17 protein-coding genes and 2 other annotated features are annotated in these 19,827 nt (G+C 33.4%); of the genes, 2 read left to right on the forward strand and 15 right to left on the reverse strand.

Translation table 11 applies throughout. The features are described from left to right. Positions 1 to 9: 9 nt before the first annotated feature. The 13 genes from AC1RPQ_RS05560 to ezrA all read right to left on the reverse strand — a co-directional run bounded on the left by AC1RPQ_RS05560 (position 10) and on the right by ezrA (position 15,241). Positions 10 to 666, reverse strand: a complete 657-nt coding sequence (locus AC1RPQ_RS05560; RefSeq protein WP_409022354.1) for an amino acid ABC transporter permease — start codon at positions 664 to 666, stop codon at positions 10 to 12. A gap of 168 nt (positions 667 to 834) precedes the next feature. Then, positions 835 to 1,068, reverse strand: a binding site (T-box leader). Positions 1,069 to 1,112: 44 nt separating this feature from the next. After that, on the reverse strand, positions 1,113 to 1,916 hold the full coding sequence (gene minD, locus AC1RPQ_RS05565; RefSeq protein WP_409022353.1) for a septum site-determining protein MinD: 804 nt from the start codon (positions 1,914 to 1,916) through the stop codon (positions 1,113 to 1,115). 2 nt (positions 1,917 to 1,918) lie between these two features. After that, positions 1,919 to 2,590, reverse strand: a complete 672-nt coding sequence (locus AC1RPQ_RS05570) for a septum site-determining protein MinC (protein WP_409022352.1) — start codon at positions 2,588 to 2,590, stop codon at positions 1,919 to 1,921. Positions 2,591 to 2,609: 19 nt separating this feature from the next. Next, the gene (gene mreD / locus AC1RPQ_RS05575) at positions 2,610 to 3,131 is read right to left on the reverse strand and encodes a rod shape-determining protein MreD (RefSeq protein WP_409022351.1); all 522 of its coding nucleotides are present in this window, start codon (positions 3,129 to 3,131) and stop codon (positions 2,610 to 2,612) included. 13 nt (positions 3,132 to 3,144) lie between these two features. After that, entirely contained in the window at positions 3,145 to 3,996 is an 852-nt protein-coding gene (gene mreC, locus AC1RPQ_RS05580; protein WP_481761671.1) for a rod shape-determining protein MreC, read from the reverse strand. Between the two features lie 101 nt (positions 3,997 to 4,097). Then, positions 4,098 to 5,102: a rod shape-determining protein gene (locus AC1RPQ_RS05585; RefSeq protein ID WP_409022785.1), complete on the reverse strand. Its 1,005-nt coding sequence runs from the start codon at positions 5,100 to 5,102 to the stop codon at positions 4,098 to 4,100. 207 nt (positions 5,103 to 5,309) lie between these two features. Beyond that, positions 5,310 to 5,990, reverse strand: a complete 681-nt coding sequence (radC, locus tag AC1RPQ_RS05590) for a RadC family protein (protein WP_481761670.1) — start codon at positions 5,988 to 5,990, stop codon at positions 5,310 to 5,312. Positions 5,991 to 6,039: 49 nt separating this feature from the next. Continuing rightward, positions 6,040 to 7,353, reverse strand: a complete 1,314-nt coding sequence (locus AC1RPQ_RS05595) for a bifunctional folylpolyglutamate synthase/dihydrofolate synthase (RefSeq protein ID WP_481761669.1) — start codon at positions 7,351 to 7,353, stop codon at positions 6,040 to 6,042. Between the two features lie 75 nt (positions 7,354 to 7,428). Next, positions 7,429 to 10,074 carry a valine--tRNA ligase gene (locus tag AC1RPQ_RS05600; protein ID WP_481761668.1) on the reverse strand — a complete coding sequence of 882 codons (2,646 nt, stop codon included), beginning with the start codon at positions 10,072 to 10,074 and terminating at the stop codon, positions 7,429 to 7,431. A gap of 69 nt (positions 10,075 to 10,143) precedes the next feature. After that, positions 10,144 to 10,344 (reverse strand) — a binding site (T-box leader). A 37-nt stretch (positions 10,345 to 10,381) separates the two neighbouring features. Beyond that, positions 10,382 to 10,870, reverse strand: a complete 489-nt coding sequence (gene tpx, locus AC1RPQ_RS05605; protein WP_481761667.1) for a thiol peroxidase — start codon at positions 10,868 to 10,870, stop codon at positions 10,382 to 10,384. Positions 10,871 to 10,985: 115 nt separating this feature from the next. After that, positions 10,986 to 12,203, reverse strand: coding sequence for a tRNA uracil 4-sulfurtransferase ThiI (thiI, locus tag AC1RPQ_RS05610; RefSeq protein ID WP_409022345.1), 1,218 nt, complete (start codon positions 12,201 to 12,203; stop codon positions 10,986 to 10,988). A 15-nt stretch (positions 12,204 to 12,218) separates the two neighbouring features. Next, the gene (locus tag AC1RPQ_RS05615) at positions 12,219 to 13,370 is read right to left on the reverse strand and encodes a cysteine desulfurase family protein (protein WP_481761666.1); all 1,152 of its coding nucleotides are present in this window, start codon (positions 13,368 to 13,370) and stop codon (positions 12,219 to 12,221) included. Between the two features lie 149 nt (positions 13,371 to 13,519). Further along, positions 13,520 to 15,241 carry a septation ring formation regulator EzrA gene (ezrA, locus tag AC1RPQ_RS05620; RefSeq protein WP_481761665.1) on the reverse strand — a complete coding sequence of 574 codons (1,722 nt, stop codon included), beginning with the start codon at positions 15,239 to 15,241 and terminating at the stop codon, positions 13,520 to 13,522. A 391-nt stretch (positions 15,242 to 15,632) separates the two neighbouring features. Between ezrA and rpsD the strand changes: the two genes are divergently transcribed. Further along, entirely contained in the window at positions 15,633 to 16,241 is a 609-nt protein-coding gene (gene rpsD, locus AC1RPQ_RS05625) for a 30S ribosomal protein S4 (protein WP_409022342.1), read from the forward strand. A gap of 25 nt (positions 16,242 to 16,266) precedes the next feature. On the opposite strand, the gene AC1RPQ_RS05630 is transcribed toward rpsD, so the two are convergent. Next, positions 16,267 to 16,884, reverse strand: a complete 618-nt coding sequence (locus AC1RPQ_RS05630; RefSeq protein ID WP_481761664.1) for a DUF1054 family protein — start codon at positions 16,882 to 16,884, stop codon at positions 16,267 to 16,269. A gap of 68 nt (positions 16,885 to 16,952) precedes the next feature. Between AC1RPQ_RS05630 and AC1RPQ_RS05635 the strand changes: the two genes are divergently transcribed. Then, a complete protein-coding gene (locus AC1RPQ_RS05635) occupies positions 16,953 to 17,399 on the forward strand; it encodes a YueI family protein (RefSeq protein WP_481761663.1) in 447 nt (148 codons plus the stop codon). Between the two features lie 48 nt (positions 17,400 to 17,447). Here the strand turns inward: AC1RPQ_RS05635 and gshAB are convergent, their stop codons facing one another. Continuing rightward, complete coding sequence (gshAB, locus tag AC1RPQ_RS05640) at positions 17,448 to 19,706, reverse strand: bifunctional glutamate--cysteine ligase GshA/glutathione synthetase GshB (RefSeq protein ID WP_481761662.1); 2,259 nt, start codon at positions 19,704 to 19,706, stop codon at positions 17,448 to 17,450. Between the last annotated feature and the right edge of the window lie 121 nt (positions 19,707 to 19,827).

The raw sequence follows: 19,827 nt of genomic DNA on the forward strand, positions 1-19,827 counted from the left end.
AATTACTCCTTATTTGTAATAACTATAATGTTTTTCAATTTTCTTCAAGACAAGTGTAAATATAGCTGTTAATAACAGATAGATTGCCCCAACCATCAATAGTGGGACGAGTGTTACATCACGACTCGTCGCTACGTTACCGGCTCTTAATAAATCGCCTAACCCAATAACATATACTAAACTTGAATCTTTAACTAAATTAATAATTTCATTTCCAATTGAAGGTAAAACGATCTTGAACACTTGTGGAATAATAATTGTCCTAATAGTTTGCCAATATGATAGACGCAATACCTTTGCACTTTCATATTGACCTTTAGGAATCGATTGCAATCCACCCCTAAATATTTCAGCAAAATACGCACCATAATTCAAAATAAATGCAAATAATGCCGCATCGTATCGACCGAATACAATATGAATATGGAACTGTTGTAGTGTTGGTAGTCCATAAAACACAAAAATTAATTGTAGTAGCAGTGGTGTTCCTCGCATTAACCAAACATAAAAATTCAAAAAATACTTAATTGGTTTTATTTTTGAAATTAATCCTAATCCGACAATTAAACCAAGTGGAATCGATCCAATGATCGTCCAAAAAAATATTTCTAACGTTAATTTAGCACCATCTATTAATGATGGCAAAATTTCTAATATATAAGTCATTACATTATCTCCCTTTAGTTAAATAAAAAAATCCTCTCAAGCCAAATCAAATTGACTCAAGAGGACGATAGCCGTGGTGCCACCTCAAATTCATATTTTTCTCACGAAAAATAACTTATGTAGATTAATAAAAATGAGTATAAAAAAACTCTATAGTCATTATTGACTATAGAGGGCGACGAATCGCGGTACCACCTCAAACATCATTAAATTCTCACAAATTTAATCTTAACGAGTTTATTAAACTACAGCTATAACGGGCTTATCCCGGACTTCCCTAATTAACTAGTTTAGGAAATCAACTCGCAGATGTGTTTCAGACTTAAGAACTGTATCTTTTCAGCAATCGATACTCTCTTTAAAAGTTTGTTTAAGCCTTAATCTTCTGTTCAACGTTTTTCTTAATTGATAATAATTTAGCATACTGTCATTAACATTGTCAAGAATTAGTCTTTCTTAAACCATGAACCCATTTTTTTCCAAAAACCTTTTTGAGGCTGTTTTATTGTCATCAAGGGCACTGTTTCCCCTAGTAGTCGACGTGCTACATTACGATAACCTAATCCAGCTGGATTTTTAGAATCTAAAACAATTGGTTCACCATGATTTGATGTACTAATAACAGCATCGTCATCAACAATAATTCCTAATAAATCAATAGACAAATGACGTGTAATCTCATCAACATCCATTGCTTGACCATCTTCCATCATTTGACGACGGATACGATTAATAATTAATTTTGGTTGTTGTAATAATGGATTTTGCTCTAATAAACCTACCACGCGATCTGCATCACGAACCGCAGAAATTTCAGGCGTTGTTACAATAATAGCCATATCTGCACCAGCAATAGCATTCATAAAACCTTGCTCAATTCCAGCTGGGCAATCAATAATAACATAGTCAAACTCTTCTTTTAATTCATCAACAATTGCTTTTACTTGTTCAGGAACTAATGCTGATTTATCAGTATTTTGTGCAGCAGGTAATAAGTATAAATATTCGTTAAATCTCTTATCTTTAATGAGTGCTTGGTGTAACCGTGCACGACCCTCAGCTACGTCTACAATATCAAATAAGATACGGTTATCAAGACCTAAAACAACGTCTAAATTACGCAAACCAATATCTAAATCCATTAGAACAACCTTTTTTTCAAGAAGTGCTAATGCAGTTCCAATATTTGCAGATGATGTTGTTTTACCAACACCACCTTTACCAGATGTTACAACAATTGCTTTTCCCATCTTTAATATCCTCCAGCATGATTAAATAATTTTGGTCGAAGTGACTTTAATTCATCTCGATTGCCATAATCTATAATATGTAAATCATTAACATAGATTACAGTATCTTGACTGTTTGTTACTTTTTCATCATCTATAATATCAACTAATTCACCAATTCGTACTTGTGAAGCAGCTGAAACATCGCCCACAATAATGCTATCTGTATTATTGTTAAATCCAGCATGAATGACACCTTGAACTTCACCCATAACAAAAATATTACCAGCAGCTCGTAATTGACCACCCTGATGTAATTTACCTAAAAATAAAATATCACCTTTTAAATCAACTATTTGTCCACTTCGAATTGTTAGATAGCATAAATGAACGTTGTCATTTTCTTTTAAAATATTAGCATCTTCTATGGTCATTACTTCAGATTCGATTTTGTGTACTTTAAAATTACGGTATTCAGAAATAATTTTTTCGATTTTTTGCTTTTCATCTGCTGAAAACAATCGATTTTCTGTTTTAATATCAAACGAAATAACCGTTTCATCAGCATTCTTTTTTTCAGCACTTAAATTATTAAATAATTCTCTAAGTTCAACCAAAATTTTATCAAATCCGAAATCCTGTTTAAGAATAATTTCATAACCATCTTTATAACCTTTTAAAATAACACCTTGCATCTACGTTCACCCCTGAATTTTAATTATATCGGTTACTTAAATTCATTAATTTTGATATTGGATAGTACAAAATAATAAATACCACCAGATTAAAAGCTAAAGTTGGTCCAAACGAAGTACTAACGAATGTTGTTACAGATTCATTAGCAAATCCAATCATCTCATTGACTGCATAATACGAAACTTCTAAAACTGCCAAATCAATAAAATAAATGAGTAATATCACAATAAAAGATGGTTCGAAATATTGATATGCTATTTTAGTTAAATAAACAATTAATGGTAACAAAATCATATAAATACCCAAAATACCGGCATAATAACTATCAAATGCTAGACCAACACCAAACGCCCATAATTCAAGATGCTTATTATCTGAGTAAAAGATACCCATTATCAACCATAACAACAACAGGTGACTAACCATGATAGTCGTTTGTGATTGTAACTGTTCCATAAAAACAAATTGTATTGTACCATCCAAAAAAAAGGAAATAATAAGTCCTAACGGAAAAATATACTGTCTATTTTTATTTCTCATCTAATCTCACCTTCTAATCCAACGTCTGAGCAACTGTTACAACCGTTAGGTCACTCAAATCAACTGCAGGTTTGATATAAATTTTAGAAGCAAGTCCATAATCACCTTGCTCAACTTTAGACACAACACCAACATTTAAACCCTTTGGTGTTGTGCCTCCAAGACCAGATGTGACAACAGAATCACCTTTTTTCAAGGCTTTCTTAGAAGTAATTTGACCCATAATTAATAAATTATCTGTTTTATCATAGTCAGTAATTAAACCATTAATAATATCATCGTTTGAATTATTTACTTGAACTGCAAATCTATTAGCAGAATCATTAGTAGTCGATATTAATTCAACTTTACTATTTGTTTTATTAACTTCTATAACACGACCAATCAATCCAGAACCAGCCATCACTGGTGCGTTCTTTTTAACACCAGACGCACTACCTTTACTTATCACAAGTTGATTTAGCCAACCAGAAGGTAATCGCGTTAAAACAGATGCATTAATTGAAGTATAATCAGTCAATGTACTGTCCAATTTTAATTCCTTTTTCAGCTGTTTATTCTCATTTTTAACAGTGTCTGATTCCACTTGAACTTGTGCTAATTTATCAACTTGTTTTTTTAATTTTTGATTTTCTTGATATGTATTTAAAAGATCAGAAATACCAATAACTGAACTTTTTAAGCCATTTGCAGGATAACTAACTGCTCTATCAAATAGACCAACAACATCATTACCAAATTCTTGAATGAGCGGTGGTGTTGATTTTTTATTTCTAACGGAAACTGAAAATGAAATTAAACTAAAACTCACAATAATGGCTATTAAAATGATGATTAGTCTTCTATTTGAAAAAAATTTCTGCATGTTCGCTATCCTCCACTTACCTTATAATTAACTAAAAAATTAAGAGGCTGGATAAATAAACCACCAACCTCTTCATTTTTAGCTTATGTGATTTTTAAAATCTATCTTTTCTTCATGACGTCGATACTTTTTAATGATTCACCTGTACCAATTGCAACACAGTCGAGTGGTTCATTAGCAATAAAAACAGGCACTTTTGTAACTTCAGAAATAACTTCTGATAGGTTTTTTAATAATGCACCACCACCTGTTAATACAATACCATGGTCAATCACATCAGCAGCAATTTCTGGAGAAGTTTCTTCCAATGTTTCCTTAATAGCAGTAATGATTTCAGCAATAGATTCTTGAATAGCAACTGCAATATCAGTTGCTTTTACAGTAACTGTTTTAGGAAGACCCGTAATCAAATCACGTCCTCTGATAGTTGTATCTTCAATTGATGCAGCATCTTTAACTGATGCAGATGCAACGTCCATTTTTAATTGTTCAGCTGTTCTTTCACCAATCAATAAATTAAAGTTTTGACGAATATATGACACAATTGATTCATCCAATTTATCGCCAGCCATTCTGATAGAACGGCTTGAAACAATACCACCTAATGAAATTGTAGCAACATCTGTTGTTCCACCACCGATATCAACAACCATATTACCCGTTGGATCCATCACTGGTAATCCAGCGCCGACTGCTGCAGCAAATGGTTCTTCAATAACGTAGGCGTCACGCGCACCGGCAACACGAGTTGCATCAATAACGGCACGTTTTTCAACTTCTGTAACGCCACTAGGAACACATACCATTACATAAGGTTTACCTGCAGATTTACCTAAAGCTTTTTGAATGTAATATTTCATCATAGCAACTGTTGTGTCATAATCAGCAATTACACCGTCTTTCATTGGGCGAATAGCCACAATGCTACTTGGTGTACGACCGATCATTGCACGAGCATCTTCTCCAACAGAAACAATTTCATCAGTTTTAACATTTTTAGCGACGACTGAAGGTTCACGTAAAACAATACCTTTTCCCTCAACATACACGATTGTATTAGCTGTTCCTAAATCAATTCCTATATTCTTTGTTCCAAATCCAAACACAGTCTTTCTTCCCTTCATCGTCAGCCTTCTAGGCGCTTTTATTCGTAGTATTTACATTATATCATAATCAAAAGTGAGATTTCATTCAATATTTACTAATTTTTATTAAGTTTATCTTAAATTATTATAAGGTAATTAATTTTGAATCCATAATCTTATTAAGTTTATCATATCTAATTTCATAGAACAAGAGAGCACCCTTGATAATCAAAGGACGCCCTCTTCTTTCATACTAAGATATTTAGTATTACCCGAAATAATATGATCTAACAGCTCAATTCCCATAAGAATACCACATTTTTCAACTCTTTTAGAGAAAATAATATCATTCTTAGATGGTGTCACATGCCCACTCGGATGATTATGGACCAATATAATTTTAGCTGCACCATATTTTAATGCAACTGCAAAAATATCTCTTGGATGGACCGTTGCTGAATTCAAAGTTCCAATGAACAATGTCTCTTGTTTTACAATTTGATTTTTTGTATCCAAGAATAATCCAATTAAAAACTCTTGGTTTAATCCACCTAACTCAGCAACCATTCTAACCCCAGCATCATGACTTGAACAGATTTGTCCACAAATAAAATGAGGTTCACTGTTGATTCGTGTTCCCAGTGTAACAATAGCTTGTAATTGTAATGCTGTAGACTGATTATTCCCATCCATCAATAACTGATAATCTTTTAAACAACATTTTTTTAGTTGGCTTAAAGATTGGTAACGTGAAGAAAAATTATTAACACACTTTCCAACATCATTAGGGTTCGTTAATAATAAACTAAAAACAACCGTCAAAAGCTCTTTATCTGATAAATTATCACATTGATACTTTTGGATTTGTTCCAGTAGATATTCATTTGAGCAACTAGAAATAAGTGACATGGTGATTCCTCCTATTTTTTATTAAATACGAGAAATTCACTTATTTAAATTATTCTGATACAAAATAACTACGAACCTCCGAAATAAAGTACAACGATCCTGTCACAAGTAATAAATCATCAGAAGACATTTCGCCAACACTTTGAACTAATGCCTCTTTCCAACTTTCTTGAATGGAGACATTATCAAACTTATTAACGTTGAAATCATCTATTTTGCTTACTAGACGTGGCCCTGAAAATTGAGTTAGTATAACTCGTACATGAGGAACTGCAGCTAATTTTTCCAGCATTTGTTTGCCTTGCTTATCCGCTAGTACTGCAAAAATAATTGTGATTTCTTTATCTTGAAAATGCGTTTTAAGCAACTGCGTAATCCGATCCACTGCTGCGCTATTGTGCGCACCGTCTAAAATAACTAACGGTTCATCATTTACTTTTTCAAAACGTCCTGGCCATCGTGTCTCTGAAATACCTTGCCTAATTGATTTAGGACTAATGGCCCATCCCTGAATTTCAGCAACCTTCTCAAAAGTAGCAATTGCTGTTGCTGCATTTTCATCTTGAAATTCACCTAATAATGGCACAGAAAGTTGTTTAATATTCAATTTATTCGACGTATACGTTAAAATTTCTTCCCATGATGATTTTGTTCCCTCAGATTTAGCATTAAAATCCACTCCTAATCGAAAAATAGGACTATTTTTTAATTTAGCCTCATTATTAATCACGCTAAAGACTTCATCAGTTACTCTACCAACGATAATAGGCCGATTACGTTTAATGATACCTGCTTTTTGTTGCGCTATCTTTTCAATTGTATTACCTAATATTTTCATATGATCTAGACCAATTGTTGTAATAACTGAAATAATTGGATCAATAATATTAGTTGAATCATACTTCCCGCCTAAGCCCGTTTCAACAACTACAATATCTACAGGATTTATGCTGCCAAAGTATACAAACATCATTGCAGTAATAATTTCGAATTCAGTTGGTCCCCCCTCAAAATCGGCTAGTTCAATATCCATTCGATCAACAACTGGTTTCACGACATTTACTAAATGTAAAAGGGCGGTATCATCAATCATCTGTCCATTTAAGGAAATACGTTCATTAAATTTAACAATGAATGGTGAAGTATAAGTTCCTACATTCAACCCTTGTGCAATTAATAATTCACGTAAAAATGCAACTGTTGAGCCCTTTCCATTCGTTCCAGCAACATGAATCATCGCGATATTACCTTGTGGGTTATCTAAGCGTTCCATAAATGCTCGCATTCTATTCAAAGATGGACTTTTTTTAAATTTTGTTCGCCCATGAATAAAATTGAGTGCCTCTTCGTAAGTTGTGATCAATTTTCCGTCCCGCTTTCTAAAAAAAATAGACTTATCTCAGGTATATTGTACCCGAAATAAGTCTATTTTGTTAGATTAAACTTCTGCTTTTAAATCAGAAATTCTTTCCTTAGTTGCTGTTAATTTAATTTGGTAATCTGCTAATTTTTCTTTTTCTTTTGTAACTACTGCCTCAGGTGCACTAGCAACAAACTTTTCATTGCCTAATTTTTTAGTTCCACGCACAACTTCAACATCAAGTTTTTTAACTTCTTTTTCCAAACGAACAATTTCGTCATTCAAATCAATTAGTTCAGCAAGTGGCATATAAATCTCTGCTCCCGTAATTACAGACGTCATTGCTAGCTTAGGAGCAACAACATTTGAACTGATTTGAAGTTCCTTAGGATGACAGAATCGTTGAATAAATTCTTGATTGTCTTCAAAAATAATCTTTGTTTTTTCATCAGTTGTTTTAATCAATAAATCAACTGCACTGGACATAGGTGCATTTACTTCTGCACGATTATTTCTAACAGCACGAATTAATTCAATTAAATTGTTCATATCAATAACTGATTGTTCATCTTCAAATTCTGGATGAACCACTGGGTAATCTGCAACAACAATTGATTCCCCTTCATGAGGCATTGTTAACCAAAGTTCTTCAGTTACAAATGGAATAATTGGATGAAGCAATTTCAATGTTTGATCTAAAACATAAGCCAAAATTTGTTGTGTATTTTGCTTAACTGTCAGATCTTCACCATTAAGATTTTCTTTACTCATTTCAATATACCAATCACAGAAGTCATTCCAGATGAAATTGTATAGAGCACGACCAGCTTCACCAAATTCAAAGACATCAAATAAGCGTGTAACTTCAGAAACAGTTGTATTTAATCGGCTTAATATCCATTTGTCAGCAAGCTGCCATTCTGATTTAGCTGGTAATTCAATTTTATCCACACCATCTAAATTCATAATAACAAATCGACTAGCATTCCAAATTTTATTAATAAAGTTCCAAGAAGCATCCATTTTAGTGTAACTAAAACGAACATCTTGTCCTGGTGCAGATCCATTAGATAGGAACCAACGAAGTGCATCTGCTCCATACTTTTGAATAACGTCCATTGGATCAATCCCATTACCAAGTGATTTACTCATTTTACGGCCATTCTCATCACGAATTAATCCATGAATCAAAACGTGTTCAAATGGACGTTCATCTGTAAATTCTAAGCTTTGGAAAATCATTCGTGATACCCAGAAGAAGATAATATCATATCCTGTGACAAGCGTATTAGTTGGGAAATAACGTTTAAAATCAGGTGCATCAGTATTTGGCCAACCCATTGTTGAAAATGGCCATAAAGCACTTGAAAACCACGTATCTAAGACATCATTATCTTGTTCCCAATTTTCGATATCAGTTGGTGCAACCTCACCAACGTACATTTCGCCAGTTTCTTTATGATACCAAGCTGGGATTTGATGTCCCCACCATAATTGACGTGAAATAACCCAATCATGAACATTTTCCATCCACTGTGTAAATGTATTTTCAAATCGTTCTGGGACGAATCCAACTTTGTCATCCCCTTGTTGGAATTTCAAAGCTTCTTCTGCGAGTGGTTTCATTTTAACAAACCATTGTGTTGATAAACGGGCCTCAACTTGAACGCCAGTTCTTTCAGAATGACCAACACTATGTGTAATTGGATCAATCTTAATCATTAAGTCCTCAGCTTCAAGATCTTTAACAATTGCTTTACGTGCTTCAAAACGGTCCATGCCAACATATTTACCAGCATTTTCGTTCATTGTTGCATCTTCATTCATTGTATTAATACGAGGTAAGTCATGGCGATTACCTACTTCAAAGTCATTAGGATCATGAGCAGGTGTTATTTTAACCATCCCTGTCCCAAATGCCATATCAACATAATGATCTGTAATAATAGGAATTTCTTTGTTAACAAGTGGTAGAATGACTTTTTTACCAACAATATCTTTGTAACGATCATCATCAGGGTGAACAGCAACAGCGACATCGCCCATCATCGTTTCTGGACGTGTTGTCGCTATTTCAATAAATCCAGAACCATCAGCGAATGGATATTTAACATGATAAAAAGCACCTTCATCATCTTGATGAATGACTTCAATATCTGATAAAGCGGTTCTTGCTTTAGGATCCCAATTAATAATGTATTCGCCACGATAGATTAATCCTTTATTATATAAATTAACAAAGACTTTTTTTACGGCATCTGACAAGCCGTCATCTAATGTGAAACGTTCACGACTATAATCGAGTGATAATCCCATTTTAGCCCATTGCTTATGAATAACATCAGCGTATTCATCTTTCCAATCCCAAACTTGTTGTACAAATTTCTCACGGCCTAAATCATAACGCGTCACACCTTGTTCAGCTAGTTTAGCTTCAACCTTTGCTTGTGTTGCAATTCCAGCATGGTCCATTCCTGGTAACCAAAGCGTATCAAAGCCTTGCATTCTTTTTTGTCTAATTAAAATATCTTGTAATGTTGTATCCCAAGCATGGCCTAAATGTAATTTACCAGTAACATTAGGCGGTGGAATAACGATTGAATAAGGTTTTGCTTCTGGATTAGCATTAGGTTTAAATAAATCTTTTTTCAACCATTCTTCATAACGGCCAGGTTCAACCTGACTTGGATCATATTTTGTTGATAATTCAACTTCTTTTGTCATGAGTTCTCCTTTTCATCTATCAATTTTATTTTAGGCATAAAAAAACACCGTCATCAAAAAACATTTCTGTTTTAGGACGACAGTGCCGTGGTACCACCTAAATTGGGTTTTAACCCCTCTTAATTACTTTTTAACGAACAATAATGTCCGGTTATTCCTACTTAATTTCAGAATAACGACTCCTGAGCTACCACCATAATGTCTAATTAAAATGTTTCAGCCTAGCATTTTATCTCTGAAATGACTGGTGTTCTCATTCTTTGTCTGTAGTCACATTTTAGCGTTTATTCTGAAAATCGTCAATATTTTATTTTTTTAATTCTTCAAGTAGTTTAGCGTAGTCTGGCTCATTTGAGATTTCCGTAACCAGTTCTTCATAAATAACATGTCCAGTTTCATCTAAAATGAAAACCATTCGAGCCATATGACCAAATTCCGGAACATCTAATCCAGTAACTTTCGCAAAATTCCCCTTATCTGCATGAAGCAATTGTAAATTGTTTACACCCTCAGCGGCACACCAATTTTTTTGATCTTCTTTTGAATCATCAGATACGGTAATAAATTCGATATCTCTAAAATTATCTGCTTCCATATTAAAACGTTTTGTTTCTATACTGCAAACACTTGTCGTAATACTTGGAACAACACTTAATACTAATTTTTTACCTGTACTTTTAGGTAATGTTACAACTTGATCATTTTCATCGTACGCATTAACTGTAGGAAAAACTTCCCCTACTTTTGGTGCTTCCCCAACTGTATCCATTTCACTACCATGACGAGTTACTTTCATAATTGACCACCCTTTCTTTATTTATCTCTATCTTACTCAATTACTGTTTAAGAAGCGACTTATTTGATTGGACAAAAAAAGATTAGACCGATTTGTCTAATCTTTTAAAGTGCTACTATAGTAATTCTGCGAATAATTCACTATTTTCATTTAAATATTCTTCGCCAACACGAATCTTGCTAACCTTGACACCTGCCAATGCACGTTCCATTAAGCCATCGATATCCAAACGAGCTTCAAATTCCCTTGAACGGTCTAAACGAGGCTTTGTTTTAGGTGCTGGTGGGGCAAAAATTGTACAACAATCTTCAAATGGTTTAATTGAAAGTTCAAATGTATCAATTTTTTTAGCAACATCAATAATTTCATTTTTATCCATTGAAACGACTGGTCGAATAATTGGCATTGTTGTAACGTCATTAATTGCAACCATGCTTTCAAGTGTTTGAGAAGCAACTTGGCCTAATGATTCTCCATTAAAGATTGCTAATCCACCACGTAATTCGGCAATTTTTTCAGTTAAACGTAACATGAAACGACGTGTTATGGTCATTAAATATGGTTCTGGTACATCATGTTTAATTTGCTCTTGAATCTCAGTAAAAGGAACTTCAATAAATTGAATCGTTCCAACATAAGGTGTCAATTTAACTGTTAGTTCTTTAGCCTTAGCTAAAGCTTGTTCACTTGTATATGGTGGACTGAAGAAATGAACCATCTCCATTGAAACACCACGTTTCATACCAAGGTACCCTGCAACAGGCGAATCAATTCCACCTGATAACATTAACATCCCTTTACCAGCAGTACCAACGGGTAAACCACCAGCACCCTGACGCGTTTCAGAAGATAAGAAAATCCCATTTGAACGAACTTCAACACGTAAAATAATATCAGGCTGTTTCATTTTAACAGTAATGCCAGGCACGTGATCTAAAATCCAGCCACCTAGTTCGTCATTCAACTCATTAGTATCTAATTCAAAATCATGATCAGAACGACGTGTGTTAACTTTAAATGTTGTCCCTTCAACAAATTGCTCACTAATCATTGCTACAGCTGTTTCTTTAACTAAATCCATATCTTGTTCAACGCGAATTGCAGGTGAAAAATTTTGAATCCCAAAAACCTGTGATAAACGTTGCATAACTAATTCGCTGTCGTCACCGTTTAAATTAATGTGCATCCGATCACGATTTGCTTTAACAACTAAATCATCAAAACCATGTAAACTATTTCGAACGTTTGTTCCTAGGCGATCAATAAAGTTCCTCTTATTTTTTCCTTTTGTTGATAGTTCGCCATAACGAACCATTATCTCTGTATATTGCATGTCGACATCCTCTCATTATTTAGAATTAATTTTTTCAAATTTATGATACAAAATATCAAAAATACGATTAAATTCTTTTGCTTCTTCTAGCGTATTATTTCCATCAAAACTGATTCGAACGGCTGATTTAGCAAGCGGTTCTGGCACATTCATTGCTAATAATGTGCCAGATGCTTGATTTTTCTTTGATGAACAAGCACTTGTAGTTGAAATATATATTCCTTCACTTTCAAATGCATGAACAATTGATTCGCCACGAACACCCTCAATTGCAAAACACAATATATGTGGCGCAAAATTTGATTGTAATTTTGAAAAAGTTGTAATCTTATCAAACTTACTAATATGGTTGAAAACTAATTCTTTAACAGCTTTTTGTTTCATCACCATCTTAGTTTCATCTGTTAATAATAATCGCAATGCTCTTGCCATGCTAGCAATTGCAGGTACATTTTCAGTTCCGCTACGTAAGTTATGTTCTTGTCCACCACCTGTAAGAAGTGGTTCAATGTGACGACCTCTTTTACTGTAAATAAACCCTACTCCACGTGGCGCATGAAATTTATGCCCAGAGAACGTTACAAAATCTACTCTGTCACTCATAAAAGCTTCTTGCACACCTTTACCAATGGCTTGAACAGCATCCACATGAAAATGAACTGTTGGATAATCTTTTAGTACGTCCCCAATTTCAACTAAAGGCTGAATGGTTCCAATTTCATTATTAACTGCCATAACTGAAACTAAAATAGTATCAGATCTCAAAGCAGCCTTTAAATCATCAATACTAATTCGCCCCTCATCATCAACTGGCAAATAGGTAACCTCAAAACCAAGCTGTTCCAGCTGAGCCATTGTATTCATAACAGCAGGATGCTCAACGGTTGTCGTAATTAAGTGCTTACCATGGTTCATTTTTGCCATAGCCGTTCCTTTAATTACCCAATTGTCACCTTCAGTTCCACTTCCAGTAAATAATATTTCATCTTCAAATACATTTAATAAGCTTGCGATCTGTTGGCGTGACTGCTCTAATAAATTATGAGCTATCTCACCTAAGTTATTTAGGCTAGATGGATTACCCCATACTTGGTCACTAACTTTATTATATGTATCTAAAACTTCGGGCGTTATTTTTGTTGTTGCGCTATTATCAAAATAAATCATTAGTTACCTTCTTTTCTGAAAAATACTTTTCTCATTATAATATACTTCGTACCAGATTGACACTTTTTATTCATCCCTGGTGTTTCTTTATAGAATATAAAAGTGGCGACTGAACAAATTAATGCCCTAGTCCCCACTTAATATAGTTACTATTCAATTTCAAAGCTGTCTTCCATATTATCATAATATTGTTTCTCTATTTTTTTATATGAACCAGGCTCTACTTTATCTAATGCAGTCGCAATTGTTTCCAAACTAGCTGCATAATTAAAATCATTATTAAATAATTGCTTTGCCTTTTCAAATGCAATTGCAATCTCTTCATTCGAATTTCTAAATCTATTCGCATATTGTAGTAAACTCTCAGATAACGATGCACTATCAATAAGATCGTGTGTCTTATCTTCTAAACTTTCAAGATCTGCTTCAATATCGATAATTTGTTTTGCAATTTTTTCAATGTTAATTCTTAATTTACCAATTGCTACTTCAACTTCTTCAATTTCATCACTAACAACATAGAAAAAATCTAAGTAATCATTAGGTAGTCCTGGAAGATTAACCTGTTCAACTTGTCTTTTAATTTGATGTAATTCAATATCAAATCTTTGAATTGTTGCGCTGGCCTTTTTTTCATTGCTACGTAAATCCTGAATACTAGCATCAATTTTTTGTTGTTCAGATTCAATTTTTTCTAACAACTTAGAGTTTTGTTCAACTCGCTCAGCCATCTCGCTATAAATTGCTTCACCAGAATCAATAACCGCTTTATCAGTATCATGTTGTGCATCAATGTCCCTAATTTGTTGATTTAATTTTTGCGCGTCTTCTAATTCATTATGACTTAATTCATAATTTTGACCCAATCTATCTAATTCAACTAAAAGCATTTGACTTTGTTTTTCAGCATGATCAATGAATTTACGATAACTTTCTTCTTGCTTTTCTATCTTATCTTTTGCGGCCAACTCTTTTTCCATAACATCATATAAATAATCAATTTGATTAGCCATGTCATTAACTGCAACAATTGTTGACGCTACTTCTAGGTTCTCTAATTTAAGTAATGTTTCGTCAACACGTGTTTGAATTTCGTCTATTTGTTTAGGGATGTCATCCCCCACTGGAAAATTATAATTTTCATCCGTTAATTTCATGTAACCAGATTGTAATTCAGCAAGTTGATCTGGAAATTCGTTCTTCAAACTTTTATATAGTGGTGGAATCTCATCAAGAATCTTTTCTAACGAAGTTGTATCTTCTCTTAACTTACTTAAAACTTTTTCAGCCGTATCATGATCTCCAGCACTCGTTAATGTTGAAAAACGGTCAAAATCATCTTCAAGACCAGTTAGTTTATCCTCAAGTTTATCGATACTAGGTCCATACGAAAAGTTCTTTGATAATAATGTTTTACGTAAATCCTGATATTTTTTTTCAAGTGAATCAACAGCTTGATGATTACTTTCATCACTTTCTTTCAACGACGTTAATGCTTTTTCAATCCCTTTAAGTGTTTTTTCACTTGAAATTAATTTTACTTCTATTTCTGCCGCTAATTGACGGTTAGAAAGAAATTGATATTTCGAGTTTGCTTCATATGCTTCATTAATTTGTGTCGAAATTTTAGGCAATTTTGCATTTTGCACTTCTTTAAAGTCTGATTGTAATGCTGAAAATGTTTTAAGACTTTCACCTGTTAACCCCAAATCCTTCGTTAACTGAAGCTGTTGTTCAACTTCAGAATGAGCAATAACCTTTACTTGATCACGAAATGTTTCGAATTTTTTTTCATTGCGTTTCTGAAGAAAAAACGCTGTTGCATAGATAATAATGGCTACTACTATTATTCCAACAAAAATCTGTGTCATATCCTAATCCCGCCTTTAGCTTACTAAAATTTATATTTACTTTTCACATTCAAATTTTATGCTTCTAATCATTATATCATAGACCTTTAAAGCGTTCACTAGCTTTTATCTATTATTTATAGAAATTAATGTTATTAATTATATACATTCTTTTTATTATGTAAACAAACGTGAAAACAAATTGACATTAGTTTAAAAAGACAGTATGATGAGTCTTGTGTAAAATAATGCAGCGGTGGACGGTAAGCTCGTCAACAGTTTGTTGCCCAATTGTCTTGGTTCAATTAGTACCCTTTCAGCTGCAAAGGTGAACATTGCAAAACAAACTGCACGAATACTAAGTTCACAAAGGATTATTTTACTCCAAAACAAATATTGGAGGAATTTATATATGTCACGTTATACTGGCCCAAGTTGGAAAGTTTCACGTCGATTAGGTCTTTCTTTAACAGGTACTGGTAAAGAATTAGCTCGTCGTCCTTATGCACCCGGTGATCATGGTCAAAACAATCGCCGTAAATTATCAGAATATGGTTTACAATTACGAGAAAAACAAAAACTTCGTATGATGTACGGTTTATCAGAACGTCAATTTGCTAACTTATTTATTAAAGCTGGTACAATTCGCGAAGGTAAACATGGTGTTAACTTCATGATCTTACTTGAAGGTCGTTTAGACAACGTTGTTTATCGTTTAGGTTTGGCTTCTACTCGTCGCCAAGCTCGTCAATTGGTAAACCATGGTCACATTACTGTTGATGGCAACCGCGTTGATATTCCTTCATACGCAGTTGAAATCGGTCAAGTAATCTCATTACGTGAAAAATCAAAGAGTTTACAAATTGTTAAAGACGCAATGGAAGCATTAGTTGGCCGTCCACAATTCGTACAATTTGATGCTGATAAATTAGAGGGTTCATTAACTCGTTTACCAGAACGTGAAGAACTTGAAGCAGATATCGACGAATCACTTATCGTTGAATACTACAACAAATTATAATTTCAAATTAAAAAACATCTCATTCTTAATGAGATGTTTTTTTTGTCCATATTTTATAGATTTCAATTAGTGGCAGTAATGTATTTTTCAAGTCGTTTAGTTGTTTATATTCATTTAAGCTAAAAAACTCATCTTCAATAGCTAAATTCTGTCCAATCAATAGTTCTTTAGTTTGTACACTACTCCACTTTTGACTATCAGTAAGTGTTATTGTGTTTGCTAAAGTACCCGTCTCTTTATTTGTATGATCCACTGACCACACGAAAGTATCTTCTAGTTTCTGAATCATTATTATTGATTCAGAAACGCCCTCTTCATACAAGCTTTTGTCTTTAATATCTGCTAATGCAGATAACCAGATAAATAACCGATCATCCCAATAACCAATTTCAAAATGTGGCATCATTTTATAGCCACGTTTATTCTCGCTAAAAGCCATCCAAGTATCAGGCGGTGGATTTTTTGATCTTCTAGCATGTTTTGCAATGTGCAAATACATTTTAATTCCTAATTGTTCTTCTAAAAAAGGTAGTAGTTCAGCTCCCACCTTTTCGAATTTGGGATCAATAATTGTCTTTATTTTTTTTAATCGTCCGTCTAATGTTTGATCTTTAAAAATTAAAAAATCATCTTTTATAAACATTTCGCTCTCTCCTTTTGTATCAAACATGGTATGCTAAATTCATAACTTACTGAAAGGTGGTCAACTCCATGACTGAAAATAACTTAGATCCACATCTTCAATCTGGCCTTTACGGAACACCTCAACTTCATCCCGATGAACAAAGAAAGTACTTAGGGACATTTAGAGAGCGGGTCAGCCTAGCAATGACTGTTGCTGAGGTAACAGCATCTAAAAATATGGCTGGATTTGAAAAAGAACTACTTGAACATCCCGACTATCATGTTCTACTTAATGGTACAATTGATCAGAATATATTAGCCCCATACATCACCTTAACGCATAAGCATGATGTTAAATTTACATTAACATCAAATAATGATACTCCTGATGGGGTTGAAATTATGGGGCTAGTTGTCGCTTCTGAAAAAAATGCGATTAATGAATCTGTTATTGATATTAATGAAAAATATCCAATTATACAAGTTGAAACGCCAGAAAAGAAAAAATCATTTTTTGAAAATTTATTCGATTAGCATAAAAACTTAAACTAACACTTTTATATTAAGTGTAGTTTAAGTTTTTTATTTGGTTTCTAAAATCTTTACTATTTCATTAGCAATAGGCTGGTTATCTCCAAAATTAGGAAACGAATTTATCGATAAATCAGGAGCCGTTTCAATTGAAAGAACGGTTAAAGCATCCCTATGTCTATAGTCATATGCTATATACAAGTTAGGAATAACCACATCAACTGCCCCCATCGTCATTTTTAAACGTTTTGCATAACCTTCAATTAACGCTATATATGATTCGTCCATTTGATTGCTAACTTCATTTTGATTTGCACCCGAATAAAAATTACTATCATATCTAATGATTGCTTCAGACCCTCTTGAAATAACAGTTGATTCAGTAATACCTTGTGATGCTATTGTTTGATGTTCAACTTCTGACAATTTAAGCGGATACCATGGACCTTGACTAGTACGTTCTACTTGTGCATTTTTTATTGTAATTAACTGTGCCAACGTCTTTCGTCCATCGCCAACTACACTAACTGGTAATCTTTCAACAATACCCTTTACATGGCCACCTACAATCATAAATCGATAGACTGACCCAACAGTAATTTCTTCAATTAAAACTTGTGTATCAATTGATAAGATACGTTTAACGGCTTCTTTATACTCGCTTAACGTCGGAGCCACTCGAAATACATGTGTTGCTTGACTGCTCTTTATGAATCTTGGCTTAATAACTAATGCTTTGTTGACTACATCTGCATAATAGTTCATAGCTTCATCTAAAGTGTGTACATTAATACTACTAGGAACTTTAATATCAAGGTTGCCCAATATTTTTTTAGTTGTTTGCTTGTCATATGCAATTTTGTTTAAAACACTGGTATCTAAATCAGAAATTACCCCATTTTGCAGAAGATGTCCGTTCACCCGTATGACGTCCAAATCACTGTCAACAAGATCAAAATAAGACCCTCTTTTTATCAACGCTGCTAAAATAAGCTGCGTATTTTTCGAGTAACAGTTAAAGCCAATCAATGAACTTAACTGTGACTGATACTTTATCTTATTAGATTTTGCTTGTTCCATTGCAAAATCAGCCAACGATTTATTAATATCTTCATCAACTATCCTTGCACTCAGACTCAATTCAGGTCGTTCAAATTGTAATTTAAATTGAACTAATGTATCCTCTAAATTTTTATCTAGATAAAAATTATCATTAAATAAAATTAATTCGTTCAGCAGTTTTATTGCAGCATTTTTAACAATCGAGGTTGTTTTAGGGTCTTCTATTGCCACCTCATTTTTTAATTGTTTCGCTTTAAATATAATATCATCAACTTCATTTTCTGCCATATCTGGCGTCATTAGAAAGTAAGCCGCTAATAATTGAATAAACTTAATTGTGTCACCTTGAATACCAACACGAGAAAATGGATCAACATCAAATCCACGGAGTTCAATATAATTAACACCAGATGAAATTAATGTATCTTCCTTTTTAGTAGCTGATTTAAATTGTACATCTCCATAATATTCAGAAAATGATAACAATTTACCATTCTGGACCATCTTATTAAGTGACGTAACGTATGAGTTAATTGATCGATAAGAAGCTTGAACTGAACTATCAATATTGGTATAGCCAAATTCACTGTTTCTAACACTTCTAACCGGATGACAAGCATTATAATTAGTACTTTCAACAATTGGTGTTGCTCCAAACAAGTAAGTTGTAAGCCAACTCTTTTCCATAAATTTGCGTCCAATTTTTAAATAGACGTAATTATGAAATTCTATATAAGAATTAAAATAACTATGAAACTCAGAATCAAATAAAATCTGAATTACTTTTTCTGGAAAGCTAAAATTAAGATGTACAGACGTAAAAAGTTGACGTTTTTTTCCATACTTTTCTGCTAATTTATTTCGGTATATAAATCCTAATTCATCTGGATGCGCTATTCTTACTTTAGATTCATCCACTGGTAATTTAGGAATTGAACTCAATGGCCATAACTGTTCATCACTATCCAATTCTTGTGTTGCGACTTGTTGAATGGCATCTAGATAGTTAATAACATTATCAGCCCCCTCAATTGGTGGCGTGATAAATTCCATTTGTGATTCGCCAAAATCTGTTTTTATATAAGGATGTTTAAATCTATCTCCTAATGATTCAGGATGATCAGTTGAACTCAGCACTCCCGTATTCTTCACTCTTTGAGTTTCTCGCTCTAATCCTATCAACGATTTTCTAAGTAGAGGTGCGAGCTTTTCTTCCTGAATTTGTAATCCGATTGCATCTAGTTTCATATCATTGTGCCTCCTCATTTGTCTATTACATTGTACCAAATATTTGAATTAATCCTTCATATTTGCAATCCATTGTGCCAATTAAATTTATGCAATATGCTATACTATTCTTTAGTAATCA

Source organism: Dellaglioa sp. CoH-57-MRSF-21 (assembly GCF_056781915.1).

What these genes read in the sequence shown, in the direction of transcription:
- AC1RPQ_RS05600 (WP_481761668.1), bottom strand. Translation starts at nt 10,074, where the DNA reads ATGACAAAAGAAGTTGAATTATCAACAAAATATGATCCAAGTCAGGTT.
- mreC (WP_481761671.1), bottom strand. Translation starts at nt 3,996, where the DNA reads ATGCAGAAATTTTTTTCAAATAGAAGACTAATCATCATTTTAATAGCC.
- AC1RPQ_RS05570 (WP_409022352.1), bottom strand. Translation starts at nt 2,590, where the DNA reads ATGCAAGGTGTTATTTTAAAAGGTTATAAAGATGGTTATGAAATTATT.
- AC1RPQ_RS05635 (WP_481761663.1), top strand. Translation starts at nt 16,953, where the DNA reads ATGACTGAAAATAACTTAGATCCACATCTTCAATCTGGCCTTTACGGA.
- AC1RPQ_RS05560 (WP_409022354.1), bottom strand. Translation starts at nt 666, where the DNA reads ATGACTTATATATTAGAAATTTTGCCATCATTAATAGATGGTGCTAAA.
- AC1RPQ_RS05615 (WP_481761666.1), bottom strand. Translation starts at nt 13,370, where the DNA reads ATGATTTATTTTGATAATAGCGCAACAACAAAAATAACGCCCGAAGTT.
- thiI (WP_409022345.1), bottom strand. Translation starts at nt 12,203, where the DNA reads ATGCAATATACAGAGATAATGGTTCGTTATGGCGAACTATCAACAAAA.
- AC1RPQ_RS05630 (WP_481761664.1), bottom strand. Translation starts at nt 16,884, where the DNA reads ATGTTTATAAAAGATGATTTTTTAATTTTTAAAGATCAAACATTAGAC.
- minD (WP_409022353.1), bottom strand. Translation starts at nt 1,916, where the DNA reads ATGGGAAAAGCAATTGTTGTAACATCTGGTAAAGGTGGTGTTGGTAAA.
- gshAB (WP_481761662.1), bottom strand. Translation starts at nt 19,706, where the DNA reads ATGAAACTAGATGCAATCGGATTACAAATTCAGGAAGAAAAGCTCGCA.
- ezrA (WP_481761665.1), bottom strand. Translation starts at nt 15,241, where the DNA reads ATGACACAGATTTTTGTTGGAATAATAGTAGTAGCCATTATTATCTAT.
- rpsD (WP_409022342.1), top strand. Translation starts at nt 15,633, where the DNA reads ATGTCACGTTATACTGGCCCAAGTTGGAAAGTTTCACGTCGATTAGGT.
- tpx (WP_481761667.1), bottom strand. Translation starts at nt 10,870, where the DNA reads ATGAAAGTAACTCGTCATGGTAGTGAAATGGATACAGTTGGGGAAGCA.
- radC (WP_481761670.1), bottom strand. Translation starts at nt 5,990, where the DNA reads ATGTCACTTATTTCTAGTTGCTCAAATGAATATCTACTGGAACAAATC.
- mreD (WP_409022351.1), bottom strand. Translation starts at nt 3,131, where the DNA reads ATGAGAAATAAAAATAGACAGTATATTTTTCCGTTAGGACTTATTATT.